A 23,000-nucleotide genomic window follows, 5' to 3' on the forward strand; every position below is an offset into this window, starting at 1 on the left:
TATTTATGAGAAATAAGTAATAAAAAATAAGAAATTTAAACTTTTTATTGGACTTTGTTATGAAAATGTCTTATAATAAAGTAAAGGAGGCGCTTACAATGAGAGAAAATTATAACAACATTTTAGTCGCAGTAGATGGATCCGAACAAGCAAATCAAGCTATTCAAGAAGCTATTGAGATTGCAAAAAGAAACCACGCAGCTTTATTTGTCGTAAATGCTAAGGATGTGGCACAACTCTATGGCACTGCCTACATTATGCCTGCTGTTTTGGAAGAAGCAGAAAAGCAATCTGCAGAAGTTTTAGAAGAAGCGGGTAAACTCATCGGAGACAAAGTTGAGTACAAAGCATTCCAAGTTAGTGGTTCTCCGAAAAAAGAAATCGTTGATTTTGCTGAAGAAAATGATATTGACTTGATTGTTATGGGTTCAACAGGTAAAGGAGCGATTGACCGTGTGTTAGTTGGTTCAACAGCAACTTATGTTGTCAATCATGCGCCATGTAATGTTATGGTTGTAAAATAAGTTAAAGTTATAAGTTTAAGAAGTCGAAAGCATGAAGCTTTCGGCTTTTTTGTTATAGCTTAAGAATAATTGCTTTTCATTCTAAAAGTTGTTAAAGTAACTATTAACAGCACAAAAGAAGGGTAGTATATGTTGAGGAATTTATTAAATAAAAAAAAGTATTTTTTGAGTCTGTTAGCAATACTCTTTTTATATCTCGTCATCACTCTAATAATTTGGGAGAAACTGCCAAATGAAATTTATATCTCACTTCGTTGGGATGGCCAGAAAGGAGTGGGATTTTATCCTAAAACCATTCAAAATGTAAAATATGTTTTTCTTACGCCATTTATAGGAATGATAGTAATTCAAGTTGCGAGTATCTTCTCTTTTGCCAACCAGAAAGACTTATTCTCAATGACTTTTACCAAGGTGTTGGATTTGTTTTGCTCTTTCCTTATTGTAATGGGACCTTTGTCTTTCATCATTTGCTCCCTTTTCCAAAATGCACATCTAGCACTTTATTTTTATATAATTGGGGCAATATTTTTAGGTGTTGATACTTTAAATTTTAGATATAAATGGAAAATGAGAAGTGAGAGATAAAATATGTTGACAGTGAATTATAAGTTATTAAGTTTAACAATGCTTTCTTATATAGTTGCAGATGACTGTACTGCTCATTGTCAAGTCTGTTTGGGTCGTCATTTTTACTGGATGAGAAGCAACTTTCCACTTAGATGAATTGTCCACTATAACCTTAAAGGAGCGAAATCATTTGCACCTGATAAGTTAGCTTTGATTGCTCTTTATTTTGAAGTTAGTTTGGAAAGCAGAAGATATAAGTAATAAGTTGAACATTGAGAAAAACATACTGAAATGTTAAAAAATCCCGATAAAATGGGAACTAAGATTGAAAACGAGAGCAATAATACAGCTTTATATTGGGATATTTTAGGTAGGACTTTAACGGGAAATTAACACTTAATACTCAAATTATTGTTGTACCCACACGAACTCACGCGCAAACTGTACTTAGAACTATTTTCTAGTGAGCAAAAAGCATTGTATGTATTAGGTATTGTCATGTTGCAGTGGTTGCACGAGAAAAAAAGTAAAGTGATGGTGTAAAGTACGAACTGAAAGGGGTTGAGGTGCATACCCCCTACTTAGCTTTGAACCTTAACCATTCTTAACTAAAATAAAAACCACCTGCGCGTGTGAAAGGAAAATAAAACGGAGCGAAAATGATTGAGAAAAAGAAATGGGAAAAAACTTTTAAGCATATGAACGGGCGTAAACCCAATGAACAAGAATATCAACAAGCTGTCTCTGATGGTTTAGTAAAAGATGAAGTTATTCATAGTAAGAATGATAAAAGAACAATAATTATTGTGGGAAGTATTTTAGGTATGCTTCTAGTCATTGTCATAGCTATACTTTTAACTGTATTTTTCTATCCTAAACCTTCAAACGATCAAGCCTCTACTTTTAATAACAGTTCATCAAAAAGTTCCTTGAGAAGTACGAGCATATCAAAGGCACAATCGTCAAGCTTGTCAGAAGACTACTCACAAGCTCTTGTAGAATGGAATAACCTCTCCTTAAATGAACAAGTAGCATTATTAGCACAGACGTATGCTGAAATAAATCCACAAACAACTATTTTAAGTGCAGAAAGGATTGCGATGACCGCGAACGGTAATGCGGGTGTTAATGATGGATATATCCAATGGTATGATAATACAAATGTTCAGCATAAGTTAGATGTAGTGATCAGTAATAATACAATTTTTTTTAGTTATATTGATAATAAGACTGGTCAACTTCAGGAGAAAGAGGCAAAAATAAATTCCTCATTAGTTACTTACTACCAAAACAGCACCTCTAAGCAAAAGACACTGGATATAGCTTCAAAAGTAGTTACTCCTGCCGAATTGCAAAATTTTGAGTCTGAGTCACTTATTTATGAAGCTCTTATTAATAAGGGATTTAGATATTCTTTAGTAAGCTATGATGGAATGGATGTAGATACAGCCATGAAGAATGGTGCTCCCCAAAATTTAGCTCATGATGGTACTTTTTATTATTATTTTCTGGATGACTCTCACTTCAAAATAACTGCAGTTGGTGCATATAATCCAAGTTCGACAGATACTTTTAGTATTGACACTAAAAACGAAAAAATTATCTTAGGTCCCCGGTCCGGCATAAAAATACCGTATAAAATAAATAATGGTAAAGTATATTTTAGTGACCGCTCGGTTACGAGGGATGATAATCATACTTATGTTTATTCATTTACAGAGGACTCAACTGCTAAGGAATATATTTATTCAAAAAAAGTCAGTAATTAAATGAATAGCAAAGTAATATGAGGGAAAATAAAAAGTGCCTAGACACGTGAAAATATAATTAAAGTTTTAGTATATTGGAGTAGCAGTACAATTGGCAGATTATGCACTATTATTCTTAAAAATTTCCCTCGTATCCATTGCATCTGACAAAGCAAATGAAACTATTTCAATTTATGTAGAAGCACTAAAAAGATTGGATTAAACTCAAAAGTGTTTTAAATTAAAAAAGAAATTAATATAAGTCCTGTAAAGGCAAGAGTAGCAATACTTAAAGAGGAATACTTTAATAAAAAATGTTACAATAAAGAGTAATATTAAGTTTTAGAACAGAGAAATATCATGCCTGCAAAAAGAAAAACAAAAAGTAAAGCGAAGTCAAAAGCCAAGCGTTCACCCGCAAAAAAGACATCAGCAAAAAAAGCTACCGACAAGTTCTGGACTGCCAATAAAAAAATGGCAGCATTTTTTGGGACCTTTATTATTATTTTATTTGCTCTTGCACGTCTAGGGCTTTTTGGTGTTTTTCTCTATAATATCACACGTATTGCAGTAGGTTCTTTAGCGATTGTCCTTTTATTATTGGTTTTATTCATCATGTTTATGACAGTTTTCAAAAAAGAATACTTCAAGAAGAATAGTCGTTTTTTACCAGGGATAGCGCTCTTTTTCTTCGGACTACTCTTGGTATTTCAGGCAAGATTTGATGCACTACATACCGGCAAAAAAGTAATGGTTTTAGCTATGTCAGATTTGAAAAAAGGACAAGTTACTCACTTTTTAGGAGGAGGATTCCTCGGCGATCTTTTCTTTAACCCTTCTAAAGCACTCTTTTCAGTTATTGGTGTTTATATTATTGTTGGTGTCCTTTGGCTGCTCGCAATCTATCTTATGGCTCCTACATTAATTTCTCGTTTACGCATCTTTATTCATCGAAATATAAGCGAAACCCGTACTAAGCTTGCGGAAAGAGCTGAGGCAAAACGTGCAGCTGCGCTCTTAGAAGAAAAATCACGCGCGCAAGAAGAAGCAGAAAAGAAACTAAGAGAGATGGAAGAACCTCTTCCTTTGGAGCCCCAGTTCGAAAAGGATGTTTCTTCAGAGTTTTCTGAAATCCCGATTGCTATTCCAGATATGCCAAGTACGGATATGAATCAGTTAGAAGAACCTTCTCCAGAAGAAGACGATCGAGAAGCGATTTCTTTTGACCGCTCAGTTGCAGTTAATAATGATTTTTATCAACTTCCAACAATTGATTTGCTTAAAGAGATACCACCAAAAAATCAAGCTGGCGAACGAGAAAATGTAAGAAAAAATATTCAAATACTCGAACGTACGCTAGAGTCCTTTAAAATTTCTGCCACTGTAGAATCGGCCGTTGTAGGACCCTCAGTAACTAAATATGAGATAAAATTAGCAACTGGTGTAAAAGTTTCGCGTGTTGTGAATTTATCGGATGACTTGGCCTTGGCGTTGGCTGCAAAAGATGTTCGGATTGAGGCGCCTATTCCTGGAAAATCTCTTATCGGTATTGAAATTCCTAACAGTGAAGTAGCAACTGTTGGTTTCCGTGAGCTTTGGGAAAATGCGCAACCAAAAACAAGCAGCTTGCTTGAATTACCTTTAGGAAAAGCTCTAGATGGTACCATTCGTACATTTGACATGACCCGCATGCCTCACTTGCTTGTTGCCGGTTCGACAGGTTCGGGTAAATCTGTGGCGGTAAATGGTATTATTACTTCCATTTTGATGAAAGCTTTACCAAGTGAAGTGAAATTTCTTATGGTCGATCCCAAAATGGTTGAACTTTCTGTTTATAACGATATTCCTCACCTGCTTATCCCTGTGGTCACAAATCCCCGTAAAGCATCACGCGCGCTTCAAAAAGTAGTAGATGAGATGGAAAACCGCTATGAGCTCTTTAGTCAAGCGGGTGTACGTAATATTGCGGGTTATAATGAAAAAATTGAAAAATATAATGCTCAGTCAAACGAAAAGTACCAAACGTTGCCTTTAATCGTGGTTATTGTGGATGAGCTTTCTGATTTGATGATGGTGGCCAGCAAAGAAGTTGAAGACGCCATTATCCGTTTGGGGCAAAAAGCACGTGCTGCTGGCATACACATGATTTTAGCGACACAACGTCCTTCTGTTGATGTTATCTCTGGCTTGATTAAAGCGAATGTTCCTTCGAGGGTTGCCTTTGCGGTATCTAGTGGTACCGATTCACGAACAATTATTGATACCAATGGTGCGGAGAAACTTTTAGGTCGAGGAGATATGCTCTTTAAGCCTATTGATGAAAATCATCCGGTGCGTCTGCAAGGTGCCTTCTTGTCAGATGAGGATGTTGAAGCCGTCGTAAGTTTCATCAAAAATCAATCACAGGCCGACTATGATGAGAGCTTTGACCCTGGAGAAGTGGAAGAAGACAGTAGCCGTGGTGCTTCTACCGGTGCTAGCAGTTCAGCGGATCCCCTGTTTGACGAAGCACGTAATATGGTTATATCCGCTCAGAAAGCTTCAACGGCCCAACTACAAAGGGCACTCAAAGTAGGCTTTAACCGCGCATCTGATTTGATGAACGAGCTTGAGGCTGCTGGTATTGTTGGCCCAGCCAAGGGAACAACCCCCCGTAAAGTACTTGTGACCCAAGATGGCGAGTTTCTAGATGGACAGGAGCTTGATGAAGAATGAGTGTCTTTGATGAGTTAGAAAAAATAAAAAAAGTAGGACTTCCTCAAATACTGGTCCTTTATGGTGAAGAAGAAAATATTGTTCAAGAACTCAAAGATCGGTTGTTAGAGTTTGTACATTATGATAGCTCAGATTTGGGGCAAGCCTATTTTGATTTAAACACTTCTAATGCGAATTTAGCATTGGAGGAGCTAGAAAGTTTGCCCTTCTTTGTTGAACAAAAGCTGGTTATTCTTGAAAATCTTACAAATCTTACCACAGCTAAAAAGTCTGTGCTAGATGAAAAACAGACGTCACGTTTTGAAAACTTTTTGAATAACCCTGTAGAATCAACACAGTTGATACTTATTCTGCATGGCAAATTAGACAGTCGTTTGAAACTGACTAAAAAGCTGAAGTCTGTTGCGACATTACTAGAAGCACAAGAACTTAAACCGCAAGAACTTAGTAGAGCTTTTGCAGAAACAGGACTTTCAAACACGATACTTCAAAGAATTTTTGAAAAATCAAATTTCACTTTTCCGATTATCAAGCAAAATATTTCTCTTTTGAAGACCTATACTGGCGAGAGAGAAATTACGCTTGAAGATGTGGAAAAGGTTGTCCCCAAATCACTGCAAGATAATATTTTCTTACTGACGGATTTGATTTTGAAAGGAAAAGTAGCTGACGCTCGTGACTTAGTCCATGATCTAACCTTGCAAGGAGAGGAACTTATCAAAATATTGGTTATTATGACCAATACTTTCCGGCTTTATTATCAAGTTAAGCTAATGCAAAACAAGGGCTGGGATGAGCAAAAACAAACAACTTATCTTAAAATACACCCTTATCGTGTGAAATTAGCTAATCAACAAGTGAGAAAGATGCAGGAAGACTTTTTAGCACAAGCCTTATTATCCCTCATTGAGCTTGACTATAAGATAAAAAGTTCCGGTGTAGATGCAAATTATTTGTTTGATTTAGCTGTGATTAAGTTAGCTTTGAAAGACTTATAATAAGCCATCTGTAGCAATTTAATTCACTAAGGGGTTGACTTGAAAAATTAAAAAAAATCTGCTATGATAAAAAGTGATAAAACTTTGATATGAAATGATAAAAGAGGACGATATGGCAACATTTAAATTTACACCTAAAGATATCTATGAAGCTGATTTTGGAACAAAAATGCGCGGTTATGATAAAGAAGAAGTTGACGAGCTCCTCGATGACGTCATTCAAGATTATGAAGCTTTTCAAGCAGAAATGTTACGTCTGCAAGAGGAAAACGAATTTTTAAAGAAAAAAATCGTGGAACTTGAATCTCAAGCAAGTCGTCCTAACCAAGCGAACTTAGAAGAAACACAACGTCTCGACAATATGAGTCGTGTCGTTTCAAATCGTTTGAGTAAACCTAAAACAGAAATTGGTCAACCAAGCAACTTTGAACTTCTCAAACGTATCAACCGTTTGGAACAGGCTGTTTTTGGACCAGGTAGTGCTTCAAGTGAAGAAGTTTAAGTTTAGCTTCACAATAATAAAGTAAAATAAAAAAACAGTTTTTGGATAACTGCGTGGTACAAAACGTACCATGAGGAAAGTCCATGCTCGCACGGGCTGCGATGCCCGTAGTGTTTGTGCTTGGTGAAACAATAAACCAAGGTAGGAGTGTCATGCCTAACGGCTGAAGAAAGTGCTAAGTCTTTTGATACGCATGAGTATTCTGTAAAAGTGCCAAAGAGACGAGACTTGCTGGAAACGGCAAGATTGGAACGTGGTAAACCCCTCAAGCGAGCAACCCAAACTTATGGTCGGGGCACTTGACTAGCCGAACTGAAGGCGTGGTCGAGGGGGAAGTTTTGCTTCCCCAGACAGATGGTTATCGACGGTCGCAAGACCTGAACAAAACATGGCTTATAGAAAACTGTATGACACGCTGGGCTAGTCCCAGCTTTTTTTAGAAAGAAACAAGGAATAAATGAAAAATAATTTTAAGCTAATGGCAACTGCAGCAGCAGGTCTTGAGAGCTTGGTCGCCCGCGAACTACGCAATATGGAAATTGAGAATGTTAGTATAGACGATCGCTCTCGTGTTTTCTTTACGGGAGATATCAAAACTATCGCTCAGGCTAATACTTGGTTGCGTACTGCTGACCGGGTAAAGATAGTCGTGGGTGAGTTCAAAGCCCGCACTTTTGATGAGCTTTTTGAAAATGTTTACGCACTGGACTGGGAAGAATACATCCCATTTGGATCAGCATTTCCTGTAAGTAAAGCTAAATCAGTCAAATCAACCTTACACAATGAACCGAGTGTACAAGGGATTACTAAAAAAGCTATCGTCAAAAAACTGCAAAAAGCTTACCATCGTCCAGAAGGAGTACCAATACCCGAAAATGGAGCTGGTTTTTCTATCGAAATTGCTATACATAAAGACAATGCTACGGTGTCAATCGATACAACAGGAGATTCACTCTTTAAGCGTGGATACCGTGTTGAAAAAGGTGATGCGCCGTTGAAAGAAAACATGGCGGCAGCTATTATTATGTTAACGAACTGGTTGGCCAACCCTAAACGTATGTTTGTAGACCCCACTTGCGGTTCAGGAACTTTTACGATTGAAGCTGCAATGTTAGCACTCAATATGGCTCCAGGCTTGAACCGCAAGTTTGCTTGTGAAGCATGGTCGTGGATGAAACCGGAAGTATTTTCTGAGGTGCGTGAAGCTGCGAAGAAAGCTGTACGCAAAGACTTAGAACTTGATATTCAAGGCTTTGATATTGATGGACGCATGGTAGAAATTGCGAAAGGTAACGCACTTGCAGCAGGACTTGACCATGTGATAAAATATAAACAGATGCGCTTGCAAGACTTCCATACAGATGAACTTGATGGTGTGATTGTATCCAACCCACCTTATGGAGAGCGGTTGGGCGATGAAGATTCAGTAATGGAGCTTTATAAAGAAATGGGAGCGACTTTTGCTCCGCTCGAAACATGGAGTAAGTACATTTTGACAAGTGATATTGCCTTTGAAACACACTATGGTGCAAAGGCAACAAAAAAACGTAAACTCTATAACGGAACTTTACGCACAGACTTGTATCAATATTTTGGAAAAAGAATTAAAAAATAAGCAAAAGCTATGGAGTGCTAAATGACAGAAGAAAAAGATAAAGATAAAGATATCAAGAATTCTGGCGAAAAAGTCTTAAAACTAGGCGATGTGTCGGACTTTACTATAGGTGAGATTGTAAATAAAGCGCAAAGAGTAGACAAAGAAAATAGTGAAAGCGAAAGCGCTCTTGATAAATATATTCGTCAGCATCGTGGCGAGATTGAAGCTGTTAAAAATCAAGCTTTAGAAAAGTATATTCGATCAGAACGTGAAAAGATGGATCAAGAAGTACCAGCTGAATCAAGCAGTGAAGCTGAGGAAACGAGTGAAACTTCCGAAATACAGGAAACTGTTATTGAAGAAGTTGGGGAAGATCCTAGTGTAGAGTCTGATACTCCTTCGAAAGTAGAAGAAGACCCTAGTGAGGCAACTTCAGAAGAAAACAAATTCAAAGAAAAAAATAAAAATGAATTTGATGAGGTGGAGATTGTTGATGATCTCCCTCCTGTTGTTCCTGCTCCGCCGGCAACTTCGGATGTGAAAGCAGAACCAGAGGGGGTACCAGAAGCAGAAAATGTGGAAGAAGATTTTCCAGAGCTTTCAAATGAAGTACCTGAATCAAATACTCCCTCACTAGAAGAGAGCGAAGAAACAGAGAGTTCTACACCTGAAGTTTCCTCAGAGGATGAGACAGAAGCAACAGAAGAGCAGCAACCTGAAGCAGAAGCAGTCTACATGGCTGAGAAAATGCCGGTAGCAGGAGAAACTGTTCCTATACCACTGCCAGTCGTTGCTGAAACTGAAACAGAAGCTGCTCCAAAAGAAGAAAGAGTGGAAAAGAAAGACAGTAAAAAACCGCTCATTATTGGACTTTGTGTTCTTGTGCTTTTAGCTGCTGGTGGTACAGGTTATGCTATCTATAACCATAACAACAATCAAAAAGCTACCGAACAAGCAAACACTGCCAACAAAGAAAACTTGACAGCATTTAATAAAGCATATGATGAATTTTTTACAGATTCAGACCATACTTTATTGAAAAACTCTAACTTTGATCAGCTATCAGCGCTGAAGACCAAATTAGAAAAATTAAAAGGCAATGATTTTGACACTGCGGAAAAGAAAGTTAATGCATTAGAACCGCAAATAAATGCAGTCCAAAAGGTCAACGCTCTCTTTAATAAATCAGTTATTGTTGATGGAAAATTAGATGATACGGCTCAGGTTAAAGCTGCGGTGAGTATCCCAGCAGTACCGAAAACAGCAAACGAAAGCTTGAATAAAGTACTTGCGAAAGCCATAAGTCTTGCTAAGACGCAGCAAGCAGATGCAAAGGCTAAAGAAGAGCAAGCTGCGGCCCAAAGTAACAATTCTTCGGTTACAGCAGATCAATCAGCTGGGACAGCTGTAACACCAGACTCAGCAACTAATTCAACACAACCTTCAGCAGATGCAGGGACAAGTCAAACAGAACAAAATGCTAGTCAAGGCTCAAATGCAACAGGAAATGTAGCAGCCAATGGAGCCCAAAATCCAACAGGGGCAACACCGGATAATTCTAATGCCCGTGTTCAACCACAAGCTAATCTCAATCTGAATGATCCAGCCTTCACGTGGAAACCAGGCGTTATGGATAAAGTCTTGAACATTGCCCGCCAACGTGGTTATATTTCTGGAAATAACTTTATCCTTTTACCCGTTGCGATTCATACAATGACATCAGGTTATATGGCCGGCCAAGTAGCCGGATATTTCAATCTGTATCGTCCAGACGGTAGTTATTTGTTAACAATTAATAATAAGACAGGGTATTTCTTTGGTAATGGTAAAGGTTTACCTACGGATTTTGAATAATATAAAAACTTCTTTGTGGATAACAAAGAAGTTTTTTCATGTCTAAAATAAAACTTGCTATTTTTCGAGATTTTGGGTAATTTTGGACAGGATTAAATCAATAATTGCCATCTGAAAAGTCCGTGGTGTCACATCATAGTTGTGGTAGCTAGCAGTCGAAGTGTTAGTAGAGATATTTATTTTACTTAAGCGCCCTAATGGGCTGGTTTTAGCATTCGTCAAAGATAGTACAGTTGCACCCGTATGACTTGCCTTTTGTGCAGAGTTTGTTAGTCGCTTTGTTTGTCCTGATATTGATACATAAATAACTAAACTATGACGATTAAGAATATTAGGTAATAAATCTAAAAGAGTGTCATCTGAAACATGAACAGCGGCATAGTCAAATTGGTTTAACTTATGACTGAAATAAGCAGCAAGTGATTTTGAAGCTTCAACACCTGCAATATAAATTGTTTTTGAACTGGAAATTTCTTGTGCAAATAAGCGTACTTTCTCTGTAGTAATATCAGAGGATAAAAAGTGACAAAAACTTTCTAGTTCCTCTAAAAATGAAATTTGGTTTTGATTGTTTGTCAATCTAAGAAGTTTCTGTGTTTCAAATTTAAACTCTGAAAAGCCTGAAAAGCCTAATTTTTGACAAAGACGTATAATTGAGGTCCCAGAAGAATGGAGCTCCACCGCGAGTTGCGTTAAGTTATTATTTAAAAGCTCTGGCTGACTATCTAACCTTAGTAATATCGATTGCTCTGTATTAGAAAGGTGTGTGCTCAGATAATTATCAATAAATATTCCCATACAAATATTATAACATGATTATGGAGAATTCTCCTTTTTTTGGAGAAAGCGGTTACTTTTTCCGTGATATAATATTTAAGAACTAAGAAAGATAAAGATAAAAATTTTCTTAGAACAGATATACAGAATTAGGAGAAAGTATGAATTTCGGGATTATTGGACTTGGAAAAATGGGACTGAACCTTGTGAAAAATGCAGTGGATAAGGAAATAAAAGTATTCGTTTTAGACAGAGAAGAAGTACAAATAAAAAAGGCAGAGCAATACTCTGATCGAGTAATAGGATGTTATAATCTAGAGCAATTTATTACTTCAGTACCACAACCCCGTGTTATCTGGCTGATGTTACCCGCAGGAAGGATAACCAACAGTGTAATTGAAGAGTTAACGAATATCCTGTCAGCGGGAGATATTCTTATTGATGGAGGAAATTCAAATTATAATGATAATCTTCAACAGAATGTGAAGTTAAAAGCTAAAAAAATAGACTTCTTTGACGTTGGAACATCAGGCGGTATGGCAGGAGCACGTTCGGGTGGTAACTTTATGATTGGTGGTGATAGCGAAGAATCTTGGAACAAATTGGAGCCGCTCTTTCAAAAATTAGCACAAAAAGATGGTTATCTTTATACTGGTCCAATTGGAAGTGGCCATTACCTCAAAATGATCCATAATGGCATTGAATACGGCATGATGCAGGCAATAGCAGAAGGGTTTGAAATTTTAGAAGCTTCAAATTTTGAATACGACTATGAAGCAGTTGCAAAACTATGGAACCATGGGTCGGTTATTCGTTCTTGGCTCATGGAACTGGCGGAAGAACAATTTGCAAAGGATGCAAAATTAGAACAGATATCAGGACGTGTCCAAGCTTCGGGGGAAGGAAAGTGGACTGTTGAAGAGAGTTTAAATTTGGAAGTACCTGCACCTGTGATTGCCCTATCATTAATGATGCGTAATCGTTCCTTGCAGGAGGATAGCATGAGTGGAAAAGTAGTTGCAGCTCTCAGAAATGGCTTCGGTGGTCATGCTGTGGAAAATAATAACTAAGGAGTAAAAGAAAATGGCGCAAGATTTTAAAGTAATGGCGGAGGCTATTCTTCAAGCAATAGGTGGTGTCGATAATGTTGAAAATTTAACACATTGTATGACACGACTTCGTTTTATCTTGAAAGATGAAAGTAAGGCAGATGATGAAAAAGTAAAAAGTATCAATGGAGTGATAGGACTTGTCCATCAAGGTGGACAATATCAAATCATTGTTGGGAACAATGTAGCTGCAGCTTACGCAGCCATTCTAAAAATGGGTGTTGCAGGTGGTGCTGTGACAAATGAAACAGGTAAACCTAAGGAAAAATTAACCTTGAAAAAAATAGGGACAAATATCCTCGATGCCATTATTGGGACTATGTCTCCCTTGATACCAGCTATTATTGGCGGTTCAATGATTAAGCTACTCGCGATGCTTTTGGAAATGACGGGCGTTATAAGTATTGATGGCTCAACCTACAACATCTTGAATACCATAGGGGATGCTTCATTCTTCTTTTTACCAATATTAGTTGCCGTTTCAGCTTCTAAAAAATTTGGTTCAAACACTTACTTAGCAATGGCTATCGCTGGTCTGATGGTTCATCCAGTCTTTATGGAATGGATGGCTAAGGCAGCTGAGGGAGCAACTGTAACTTTTGCGATGATTCCAATGACATCTGTAAAATATACTTATACTATTATTCCCGCCATTGTAATGACTTGGCTACTTAAATATATTGAAAATTATGTCGATAAAATTACGCCTGTGGTAACGAAAAATTTTTTGAAGCCTATGCTTATTTTGCTTGTGGCAGCACCAATAGCTATACTTTTAGTTGGTCCAGCAGGAGTTTGGTTAGGGACAGCTATTTCTAATGGTGTCTTCTTTATTCATGACAAACTAGGATGGTTAGCGGTAGCTATTGTTGGTGCATTGTGGCCATTGCTTGTCATGACAGGAATGCATCGAGTTTTCACACCGACAATCGTACAAACGATTGCGGATACAGGTGTTGAAGGAATGGTTATGCCATCAGAAATTGGTGCCAACCTCTCATTGGGTGGTGTTTCTCTAGCAGTTGCTTTGAAAACAAAAAACAGGGAATTACGTCAAACAGCTTTAGCCGCAGCTTCATCAGCTATCATTGCAGGGATTACTGAGCCGGCACTTTATGGTGTGGCTATACGATTGAAGCGACCAATGATTGCTTCAGTTATTACAGGTTTTGTTGCAGGGGCTGTAGCTGGAATGGCGGGACTTGCCAGTCACTCAATGGCTGCTCCTGGTTTATTTACCAGTGTTCAATTTATTGATCGTGATAACCCAATGACTATTGCTTGGGTAGCTATTGTAATGATTCTCTCTATCATATTGTCATTTGTCTTAACCTTGATTATTGGCTTTGAAGATTTGCCTGTAGAGGAAGACAACTTAGAAGAAGTTCATCTTAAACAGGTAGCTCAGACAGTAAGTATTAAATCACCAGTATCCGGAAAAGTAAAAAAACTTTCAGATGTTGCAGACGAGGTATTTTCGAAAGAAGTACTAGGCAAAGGCTTTGCGGTTGTTCCAAGTAATGGTCGAATCGTTTCACCTATCACAGGGACAGTTACAGCTGTTTTTCCAACAAAACATGCTATCGGTATTACCAGTGAGAAAGGGTTAGAGGTTCTTGTACATATTGGTATTGATACAGTGACTTTAGAAGGGAGAGGCTTTACTTCAAAGATTAAAATGGGGGACAAAATTTACCAAGGAGCTCTAATGGTGGAAGTTGACCTAGCTCTGATTGAAGCAGCAGGACTTGCAACAGATACGATTGTCGTTGTGACTAATTCCGCAGAGTATACGAATTTTACTCTTTTAGAAAAGGAAGAAGTAGATGAGGGTGAGGTAATTTTAGACGTTGAAAAATAAAAAAGATGAATTGGAATTTCCTAAAAATTTTCTTTGGGGGGGAGCCATTGCCGCCAATCAAGCTGAAGGTGCATGGAAATCAGGAGGAAGAGGTGCCAGTAATATTGACATGCTACCTTTAGGTGACAAGCGCTTGCCTGTGAAATTAGGTAAAATTTCTCACCCGATTTTAGAGGAAACAGAATTTTACCCGAGTCATCAAGGTATTGATTTTTACCATCGTTATAAAGAGGATATAGCACTGCTCGCTGAAATGGGTTTAAAAATATTCCGCACATCAATCTCTTGGTCGCGTCTTTTTCCAAAGGGGGATGAAAGTGTGCCCAACAAAAAGGGAATAGCATACTATCGTCAAATGTTTGCAGAGTGCAAAAAGTATGGAATGGAACTTTTGGTAACTTTAGGACATTTTGATGTTCCGATGGGATTAGTTGAACAATATGGCTCTTGGCGTAACCGAGAAATGATTGGCTTTTTTGAGAGGTATGCTCGCACATGCTTTAATGAATTTGGTGACTATGTAAAATACTGGATTACTTTCAATGAAATAAATATCATTTTACATAGCCCATTTTCAGGAGCAGGATTGGCTTTTCAAACTGGTGAAAATCAAGCACAAGTTATCTATCAATCTGCACATCATATGCTTCTTGCCAGTAGTCTGGCTGTGAAAGCTGCCCATGATTTGAATAAGGATTTACAGATTGGCTGTATGATTGCTGGCGGTTCCTTTTATCCTTATTCCTGTAAACCAGAAGATATTTGGCAGGCACTGCAAGATGAACAGATGAATACATTTTTTACAGATATTCAAGCTCGAGGATATTACCCTTCTTACACAAAGAGAATTTTTCGTGAAAAAAACATTGAATTAAAGATGGAAGCTGGTGATGCGGAAATCTTGAAGCATACTGTGGATTTTGTTTCTTTTAGTTACTATGCTTCGCGTTGTTCAGCAGCAAGTTATGACGATTTGGAAGTTAATTCAGGAAATGTTGTTAAGTCAGTTAAAAATCCTCATCTAAAAACGAGTCAATGGGGGTGGGCAGTAGACCCTCTAGGGTTACGGATAACCATGAATCAGATTTACGACCGCTATCAAAAGCCTATATTTATCGTCGAAAATGGTTTGGGAGCTTCAGATACACTCATTGATGGGGCAATTAATGATGATTATCGTATTGATTACTTAAGAGAGCATATCAAAGCTATGTCAGATGGTATATCAGATGGAATCCCCTTAATGGGTTATATCGTTTGGGGAGTCATTGATTTGGTTGCAGCTTCCACAGGCGAGATGAGTAAAAGATATGGTATGATTTATGTGGACAGAAAAAATGATGGAACAGGTTCGCTTGCACGGATGAAGAAAAAGTCGTATGACTGGTACAAGTCTGTTATTGAATCAAATGGAAATAATTTATAAAATAATAAGGCAGTGATCGCTTGCCTTTTTTTGAAAGGAAATACATGGATTACTTAGTAGGGATAGATTTAGGTACTACTGCGACAAAAGCAGTTCTCTATAATCAATCAGGAATTAAGATTGCCACAAGTTCTCAAGCCTATCCACTTTACCGCGATGCAAAAGGTATGGCAGAAGAAGATTTAGATGAGATATTTTCAGCTATGGTTAGAGTTGTAAAAAAAGTAACGGGCCGATTAAAAGAAGGAGAATCTATTTTAGCATGTTCCTTTAGCACACAAATGCATGCATTAATAGCCTTTAATCAAGAATGGCAACCTTTGACTCGTGTATTAACGTGGGCTGACACTAGAGCTGAAAAATATAGTAATTCTTTAAAAATTAGAGACTCTTCAAATGATCTTTATCAAAAAACAGGAACACCTTTACATCCCATGTCACCTCTCGCCAAAATGTTATGGCTCAAGAATGAAAGAGAGGAACTTTTCAAGAATGCCGCACATTTCATGGACTTAAAAGGAGCAATCTTCCAGCGTATTTTTCAAAGCAATACGATTGATTTGTCAGTTGCTACAGGTACAGGTCTTTTTAATAATCAAGATATGGCATGGGATCGTGATATTTTAAACCTAGCAGGCGTTTCAGAAGCGCAACTTCCCAAAGTTGTATCGCCTTATACAATAGAAAAAAATTTACCAGAAAAATGGATAAGAGAAATGGGCCTATCTCCGCACACAGTTTTTGTATATGGAGCTGGCGATGGGCCAATGTCAAACCTTGGCCTAGGGGCAATTAAAAAAGGTGAAATAGCAATTACAGTGGGAACTTCAGGTGCACTTCGAATAATAAGTGATGCTCCTCAACCAGATCGCTCAGCAAGAACTTTTAGCTATGCGCTTGACGAAGAGCATTGGGTAAACGGAGGAGCAGTAAACTCAGGTGGTGATGTTTTTCGTTGGCTAAAAGACAACTTATTTGAAACCTCACATGACTTTGCGACAATTACAGAGTTAGCAAGATTGGTGCCACCAGGTTCAGACGGACTAATCTTTCATCCTTATCTAGGTGGTGAACGGGCGCCTCTATGGAATGCAGCAGCTAGAGCTTCCTTTTTTGGGCTTAACTATAGTCATACGATAAGTCATATGTCGCGTGCAGTTCTAGAAGGAATTTCCTTTAACTTGCGTATGTTAGAAGAGACCCTCACAGAAAATTTAGATTTTATCACAAGAATCAAAGTGACAGGCGGTTTTTCTCAGTCGGAACTTTGGTTGCAAATTCTGGCAGATATTTTTGAATTACCTATAACGGTTCAAAAAGATCATGAGGCAGGATGCTTTGCGGCTTGTATTATGGCGCAGAAAGCTTTAGGGATTATTGATAATATTGACACCGTAGCAGGTGAAATGTCGGAAATAACTTATAAACCTAACTCAGAAAATTTCAAATACTACCGCGCTTTGTATCCTCTGTTCAAAAACTTAACAGAGCAATTTACAAAGAGTTATTCTGAAATCTCTAAGTATCAACAAGAGTTCGCATAAGCTTCATAAAGCTTGTGCAAGTATGGGAGAGAAATAGTGTATAATATGTAAAAATAGTTTAGGAGAGTTACCATGTTTAAAATCGCCTTTATCTGTGTGCATAACTCCTGTCGTTCACAAATAGCAGAAGCTCTGGGAAAAAAACTGGTTGGGGACAAGTTTGAGTTTTATTCTGCAGGTACTGAGACCAAACCACACATTAATCAAGATGCTGTCCGCTTGATGAAAGAAATCTATGACATAGACATGGAAAAAACACAAGCTTCTAAGCTCTTACAAGATATCCCACATGTAGATCTTGTAATTACTATGGGATGTAACGTGGACTGTCCTTATCTGCCTTGCAAGTATAGGGAAGATTGGGGCTTAGAAGATCCTACTGGGCAAAGTGATGCAGTCTTTAAAGAAACAATCAAGCAGATTGAGACTAAAGTGCTTGCTTTAAGAACGCGAGACTTTGGTTAATAATAAAAAAGCACTGAAACAGTGCTTTTTTATTTAAAGATAACCTTAGAAAATCATCAGTTCTTTATTTGTTTTAGTTAAAGGTTCGCAGCCAGTTTCAGTAACATAGAGACAGTCCTCGATACGTACTCCAACTTTACCAGGAATGTAAATACCAGGTTCATCTGAGAAGCACATGCCTTCTTCGATAATAATATCTTCCGATCCACCAATTGATGGGAACTCATGCACATCCATACCGATACCATGTCCTAGTCGGTGGACAAAGTATTCGCCATAACCAGCTTTAGTAATCACATCACGAGCTACTTTGTCAACTTCGAGAGCAGAGACTCCAGGTTTTACGAAGTCCATCGCAGCCATTTGTGCTTCAAGTACGATTTTATGAATATCAGCATCAAAATCAGAAGGCTTACCGATTGAGATTGTACGTGTGGCATCCGAAGCATAACCATTTTTCATAACGCCAAGGTCGAAAAGCAAGAGCTTGTTGTCTTGGATTTTGACATCTTCTGGCATACCATGTGGGTTAGCCGCGCGTGCGCCTGAGAGAACTATTGTTTCAAAACTCATTTGTGGCACGCCCATGCGTTTCATTTCGTATTCAATTTTGGCTACGACGTCAGTTTCAGTACGACCTGAATTTGCGTATTCAAAACCAATTTCGAAACATTTATCTGCATAATCACCAGAGATTTTCATTTTTTCAATTTCGTCAGCAGATTTGATCAAACGCATACGTTCAACCAAAGGTGTCAAGTTGACAAATTCCACACCAGAAAATTGTGATTTAAGTCCTTCAGTTTTTGATAAAGGGATATCAGAAAATTCAACCGCGATTTTTTTAATGCTTTTAGATCCTAAGTGTTCTTTAACAACTACCCAAGGATTTTGTGAATCTTCATAGCCAAAAATATCAAAACCAGTTGTGTTTTCTTTAGCTTTTTCCACTTCCAATGCCGGTGTAAAAAGAGAAGGGGCTTTGTCAGGGAAAACCATCAAACCTGCAATACGTTCATGCGGGTCAATGGCAAGACCTGTTAAATAATTCAAGGTCGTAGGATTAGTAATGAAGGTCATGTCGACTTCATTTTCGTTCAGAAAATTAGAGATACGTTCGAGTTTGCTCATAGTATCCACCTTTCTATAATTATTATCTCTATTGTACGCTAAATTCTGAAAAAAATCATGCTTTAAAATATGCACAATATGTTACCAATAATTATTGAAACGGTTTTCAAAAAGTGATATAATTAAATTTGGAAAAACTTTTCATAAACATTAAAAAATATATAAAAAGATAAACACTATTAAATTCGAGGTTTTAAGAGAATGGAAGAATCAACAACAACAATTTATGACGTTGCTCGAGTTGCTGGCGTGTCAATGGCTACCGTAAGTCGTGTAGTTAATGGTAATGCTAACGTCAAAGAGAAAACACGTCAAAAGGTCTTAGATGCAATCGAGGAGTTAGACTACCGTCCTAACGCTGTTGCACGTGGCCTTGCAAGCAAGCGCACAACGACAGTTGGGGTTGTTCTCCCAACCATAACATCGCCATACTTTGCAGAGATTGCACGCGGTATTGATGATATTGCATCAATGTATCAATACAATGTTATCCTTGCAAACAGTGACGGAGAAGAAGAAAAAGAACTTAAAGTTATCGAAAGCCTTTTTTCTAAACAAGTTGACGGTATTGTTTACATGGGAAGCTTTATGTCTGAAAAAGTACGTAAGCAACTCAAATCAACACGTACACCTATTGTTCTTGCGGGAATGATTGATGTTGATAAACAGATGTCATCTGTAAATATTGATTATCATCTTGCTGCGCACCAAACAACTTCAAAATTAGCTCAAAACAATAAACGTATTGCTTTTATTTCTGGCTCTTTAGAAGAAGTGGAAAATACAGAGCGCATGGTAGGTTACCAAGAAGCTCTTAATGAGGCTGGTGTTGAGTTTGATGAGTCTCTTGTTTTTGAAGGCAACTACAGCTTTGAAAATGGAGTAGCATTAGCTGAACAAATGTTAGCTAAAAAAATTGATGCAGCTATTGTTTCTTATGATACTGTAGCAATTGGTTTGCTTAATGCACTGTTGTCTAAAGGAGTGAAAGTTCCTGAAGACTTTGAGATTATTGCGGGTTCAAACAGTCCAATCACGGCATATACATATCCAGGATTGACTTCTGTTAATCAACCTTTATATGACTTAGGAGCTGTTTCGATGCGTTTATTGACAAAATTAATGCATAAAGAAGATGTTGAAGAAAACCAACTTATTCTTGCTCACCAAATCATTAATCGTGGGTCTACAAAATAATAGTCTATAATTAGCATAGGTATGAGCTTTTAACCTGTGCTTTTTGTATCGCCTATTCTTTATCTATGAGAAACTGATGAGATAGGGTTGACTTTGAAGCGAAAGCATGGTATTATTAAGAGGTAAATTTAGTCTAAGTTATATATTTTATATGTTTTCTTTCACACCATGATTTACAAATTTGACGAAAGGAAATATATACTATGACAAAAGGAACTGTAAAATGGTTTAACGACTCTAAAGGTTTTGGCTTCATCACTGCTGAAGATGGTACTGATGTGTTTGCACACTTCACACAAATTCAAAGCGATGGCTTCAGAAAACTTGAAGAAGGCGAAAAAGTTACATTTGATATTGAACAAGGTCAACGTGGCCCTCAAGCATCAAACATTACTAAAGCATAATTAATAAGCACTCTTGGGAGTGCTTTTTTTGTTATTCTCAGCCCAAATTAGGATATTAACAAAAAGTGTGTTACAATAAGTACACCATTTGGATACATCCATAATGGAAGATCTAGTTGTCTAAGTTATAGCGTGATTTAGGCAGAATAGTTCAATTTCTTCCATTTTTATTATCGCGGGATGGAGCAGCTAGGTAGCTCGTCGGGCTCATAACCCGAAGGTCGTAGGTTCAAATCCTGCTCCCGCAATATGCATAGAAATCCCTGAATTATCGGGGATTTTTTTATTTTAAGATAAAAGGAATATACTTTATCAGGATTCTATTTGGTGAGCTTAGTAATATATGCTAAACTTAAAAGTATGAGGAAAACGAAAATTATAGTACCCGTTCTTCCGTCAAATATAGCGGAAGTGCAACAGTTGGATGTTAAAAAATACAGTAACGCCGATATTATCGAGTGGCGTGCTGATTTTTTAGAAAATGAAGCAGCAATTCTAGAAGCTGCGCCGCTAATGTTTGAAAAATTCAAAGACTTCTCCATACTTTTTACTGTGCGTACCGCTCATGAAGGTGGAAATTTATCCATTTCAAAAAAAGATTATGTGAAACTTTTACGCACCATCTCGAAATTTGATCCAGACTATATTGATCTTGAGTATTTTTCTTATCGTAAAGCTTTGCCTCAGCTTCTGGATATTAAGGAAAAAATCGTTCTGTCTTACCATAACTTTTTTGAATTTCCGACAGATTTGACAGCACGGATGATGAAAATGCAAAAGGAAGAAACAGGATTTGTTAAAGTTGCTATCATGGCTCAACGCGAATGTGATGTTCTCGATTTACTACAAATTACACGTGATTTTACTATGGAATATGGGCATAAATTTATTGGTATCGCGATGGGTGAGTTAGGAAAAATTACACGCGTTGCGGGAGGTTTGACGGGTTCGGTCTGGACTTTTGCGGCGCTAGAAGATAATGCTCAGAGTGCTCCAGGCCAAATAACTTTGCCTAAAATGGTAGAGGTTCTTGATGCCTTAGAGGGTTAATATTCGTCTTTTCCACATATTTAGACGATAAAATCCTAATACTTAAGAAAATCCCAACAAAAATTCTCCAAAATGGTATAATTTATAGTAAGTTAGAAATTTGGAGGAACTATGGTTATCAATCGTTACAGTCGCCCTGAAATGGCGGCAATCTGGTCGGACGAAAACAAGTATAAAGCTTGGCTTGAAGTCGAAATTCTTGCGGATGAAGCTTGGGCAGAACTAGGAGAAATCCCTGTTGAAGATGTCAAGAAAATTCGTGAAAATGCGAGTTTCGATGTCGAACGCATCTTGGAAATCGAAAAAGAAACACGCCATGATGTTGTTGCCTTTACACGAGCTGTATCGGAAACACTCGGAGAAGAAAGCAAGTGGGTTCACTATGGTTTGACTTCCACAGATGTCGTTGATACAGCCTACGGATATCTTTACAAACAAGCGAATGATATTATTCGTCGTGACTTGGCGAACTTTTTGGAGATTATTGCTGATAAGGCACGTGAGCACAAATACACTGTCTGTATGGGTCGCACGCATGGAGTACACGCAGAACCCACAACTTTTGGTCTCAAATTAGCGACTTGGTATTCTGAGATGAAACGTAATATTGAACGTTTTGAGCACGCAGCTAAAGCTGTAGAGGCTGGTAAAATTTCAGGTGCAGTGGGTACATTTGCTAACATTCCACCATTTGTTGAAGAATATGTGTGTGGTAAACTGGGTATTCGTCCACAAGAAATTTCAACGCAGGTTCTTCCACGTGATTTGCATGCGGAATATTTCAGTGCGTTAGCTCTTATCGCCACATCGATTGAACGTATGGCAACAGAGATTCGTGGTTTGCAAAAATCTGAACAACGTGAAGTTGAAGAATTCTTCGCTAAAGGTCAAAAAGGTAGTTCAGCAATGCCACATAAGCGTAACCCTATTGGTTCAGAAAACATGTCTGGACTTGCACGTGTTATTCGTGGGCATGTGGTTACAGCTATGGAAGATGTCGTTTTATGGCATGAGCGTGATATTTCCCACAGCTCAGCTGAGCGTATCATCACACCAGATACAACGGAGCTCATCAATTACATGTTGAACCGTTTTGGCAATATCGTGAAAAATCTGACCGTCTTTCCAGAAAACATGAAACGCAATATGGATGCGACTTTCGGATTGATTTATAGCCAGCACGTTATGCTCATGTTGATTGAAAAAGGAATGACACGTGAAGAGGCTTACGACTTAGTTCAACCTTTGACAGCACAATCATGGGATGAGCAAATCATGTTCCGTCCCCTTGTAGAAAACAATGAGAAAATACGTGAAAAACTCACTGATGCAGATATCGATGCTGCTTTTGATTATAACTATCACTTGTCACGTGTGGATGTGATTTTTGATCGTTTAGGATTATAAAAAGGAAATGCTCTAAAACTTTTGTTTTAGTGCTTTTTTTGTACAAAAATTACAAAATATCCATTGTTTATATAAAATAACAATTCAGTATTGACTAATATGTATAGCTTTGATAATATATTAG

At 37.8% G+C, this 23,000-nt stretch carries 19 protein-coding genes, 1 tRNA gene and 1 other RNA gene; 19 read left to right on the forward strand and 2 right to left on the reverse strand.

What is annotated here, in order from left to right; all coding sequences use genetic code 11:
• Nucleotides 1–98 precede the first annotated feature (98 nt).
• From I6G50_RS01310 to I6G50_RS01350, 9 genes are all read left to right on the forward strand, one after another.
• Nucleotides 99–524 (forward strand): universal stress protein, encoded by a 426-nt coding sequence (locus tag I6G50_RS01310; RefSeq protein WP_197908933.1) that lies wholly within the window; start codon nucleotides 99–101, stop codon nucleotides 522–524.
• 129 nt (nucleotides 525–653) lie between these two features.
• Nucleotides 654–1,109, forward strand: a complete 456-nt coding sequence (locus tag I6G50_RS01315; protein ID WP_197908934.1) for a hypothetical protein — start codon at nucleotides 654–656, stop codon at nucleotides 1,107–1,109.
• A 641-nt stretch (nucleotides 1,110–1,750) separates the two neighbouring features.
• A complete protein-coding gene (locus I6G50_RS01320; RefSeq protein WP_197908935.1) occupies nucleotides 1,751–2,860 on the forward strand; it encodes a hypothetical protein in 1,110 nt (369 codons plus the stop codon).
• A gap of 339 nt (nucleotides 2,861–3,199) precedes the next feature.
• Entirely contained in the window at nucleotides 3,200–5,554 is a 2,355-nt protein-coding gene (locus I6G50_RS01325) for a DNA translocase FtsK (RefSeq protein ID WP_197908936.1), read from the forward strand.
• Entirely contained in the window at nucleotides 5,551–6,552 is a 1,002-nt protein-coding gene (holA, locus tag I6G50_RS01330) for a DNA polymerase III subunit delta (RefSeq protein WP_197908937.1), read from the forward strand. The genes I6G50_RS01325 and holA overlap by 4 nt, the downstream gene beginning before the upstream one ends.
• Before the next feature lie 112 nt (nucleotides 6,553–6,664).
• Nucleotides 6,665–7,054, forward strand: a complete 390-nt coding sequence (locus I6G50_RS01335) for a DivIVA domain-containing protein (RefSeq protein ID WP_003135426.1) — start codon at nucleotides 6,665–6,667, stop codon at nucleotides 7,052–7,054.
• Nucleotides 7,055–7,091: 37 nt separating this feature from the next.
• Nucleotides 7,092–7,455: RNase P RNA component class B (gene rnpB, locus I6G50_RS01340), an RNA gene on the forward strand.
• A 56-nt stretch (nucleotides 7,456–7,511) separates the two neighbouring features.
• On the forward strand, nucleotides 7,512–8,669 hold the full coding sequence (locus tag I6G50_RS01345; RefSeq protein WP_197908938.1) for a THUMP domain-containing class I SAM-dependent RNA methyltransferase: 1,158 nt from the start codon (nucleotides 7,512–7,514) through the stop codon (nucleotides 8,667–8,669).
• Between the two features lie 21 nt (nucleotides 8,670–8,690).
• A complete protein-coding gene (locus tag I6G50_RS01350) occupies nucleotides 8,691–10,505 on the forward strand; it encodes a cell division site-positioning protein MapZ family protein (RefSeq protein WP_197908939.1) in 1,815 nt (604 codons plus the stop codon).
• 57 nt (nucleotides 10,506–10,562) lie between these two features.
• Here the strand turns inward: I6G50_RS01350 and I6G50_RS01355 are convergent, their stop codons facing one another.
• The gene (locus I6G50_RS01355; protein WP_197908940.1) at nucleotides 10,563–11,303 is read right to left on the reverse strand and encodes a MurR/RpiR family transcriptional regulator; all 741 of its coding nucleotides are present in this window, start codon (nucleotides 11,301–11,303) and stop codon (nucleotides 10,563–10,565) included.
• 140 nt (nucleotides 11,304–11,443) lie between these two features.
• On the opposite strand from I6G50_RS01355, the gene gnd reads away from it, so the two are divergent.
• The 5 genes from gnd (at nucleotide 11,444) to I6G50_RS01380 (ending at nucleotide 17,687) form a co-directional block, all read left to right on the forward strand.
• Nucleotides 11,444–12,352, forward strand: coding sequence for a phosphogluconate dehydrogenase (NAD(+)-dependent, decarboxylating) (gene gnd, locus I6G50_RS01360; RefSeq protein WP_197908941.1), 909 nt, complete (start codon nucleotides 11,444–11,446; stop codon nucleotides 12,350–12,352).
• Between the two features lie 13 nt (nucleotides 12,353–12,365).
• On the forward strand, nucleotides 12,366–14,252 hold the full coding sequence (gene ascF, locus I6G50_RS01365) for a PTS cellobiose/arbutin/salicin transporter subunit IIBC (RefSeq protein ID WP_197908942.1): 1,887 nt from the start codon (nucleotides 12,366–12,368) through the stop codon (nucleotides 14,250–14,252).
• Nucleotides 14,242–15,678 (forward strand): 6-phospho-beta-glucosidase, encoded by a 1,437-nt coding sequence (gene ascB / locus I6G50_RS01370; protein WP_269668692.1) that lies wholly within the window; start codon nucleotides 14,242–14,244, stop codon nucleotides 15,676–15,678. Before ascF ends, ascB begins: the two co-directional genes overlap by 11 nt.
• A gap of 44 nt (nucleotides 15,679–15,722) precedes the next feature.
• Entirely contained in the window at nucleotides 15,723–17,222 is a 1,500-nt protein-coding gene (gene gntK, locus I6G50_RS01375; RefSeq protein WP_197908943.1) for a gluconokinase, read from the forward strand.
• A gap of 72 nt (nucleotides 17,223–17,294) precedes the next feature.
• Nucleotides 17,295–17,687: an arsenate reductase ArsC gene (locus I6G50_RS01380; RefSeq protein ID WP_197908944.1), complete on the forward strand. Its 393-nt coding sequence runs from the start codon at nucleotides 17,295–17,297 to the stop codon at nucleotides 17,685–17,687.
• Nucleotides 17,688–17,732: 45 nt separating this feature from the next.
• Here I6G50_RS01380 and I6G50_RS01385 read toward each other — a convergent pair whose 3' ends face one another.
• On the reverse strand, nucleotides 17,733–18,818 hold the full coding sequence (locus tag I6G50_RS01385) for a M24 family metallopeptidase (protein ID WP_197908945.1): 1,086 nt from the start codon (nucleotides 18,816–18,818) through the stop codon (nucleotides 17,733–17,735).
• A gap of 201 nt (nucleotides 18,819–19,019) precedes the next feature.
• On the opposite strand from I6G50_RS01385, the gene ccpA reads away from it, so the two are divergent.
• From ccpA to purB, 5 genes are all read left to right on the forward strand, one after another.
• On the forward strand, nucleotides 19,020–20,015 hold the full coding sequence (ccpA, locus tag I6G50_RS01390; RefSeq protein WP_081167086.1) for a catabolite control protein A: 996 nt from the start codon (nucleotides 19,020–19,022) through the stop codon (nucleotides 20,013–20,015).
• Between the two features lie 203 nt (nucleotides 20,016–20,218).
• Nucleotides 20,219–20,419 (forward strand): cold-shock protein, encoded by a 201-nt coding sequence (locus I6G50_RS01395; RefSeq protein ID WP_003135419.1) that lies wholly within the window; start codon nucleotides 20,219–20,221, stop codon nucleotides 20,417–20,419.
• A gap of 174 nt (nucleotides 20,420–20,593) precedes the next feature.
• Nucleotides 20,594–20,667 (forward strand) — tRNA-Met (locus tag I6G50_RS01400).
• A 112-nt stretch (nucleotides 20,668–20,779) separates the two neighbouring features.
• Nucleotides 20,780–21,469 carry a type I 3-dehydroquinate dehydratase gene (gene aroD, locus I6G50_RS01405; protein ID WP_081167089.1) on the forward strand — a complete coding sequence of 230 codons (690 nt, stop codon included), beginning with the start codon at nucleotides 20,780–20,782 and terminating at the stop codon, nucleotides 21,467–21,469.
• Between the two features lie 111 nt (nucleotides 21,470–21,580).
• A complete protein-coding gene (purB, locus tag I6G50_RS01410) occupies nucleotides 21,581–22,876 on the forward strand; it encodes an adenylosuccinate lyase (RefSeq protein WP_197908946.1) in 1,296 nt (431 codons plus the stop codon).
• The last annotated feature ends 124 nt before the right edge of the window (nucleotides 22,877–23,000 follow it).

The sequence above is a fragment of the Lactococcus garvieae genome (genome assembly GCF_016027715.1).
Classification (GTDB): domain Bacteria; phylum Bacillota; class Bacilli; order Lactobacillales; family Streptococcaceae; genus Lactococcus; species Lactococcus garvieae_A.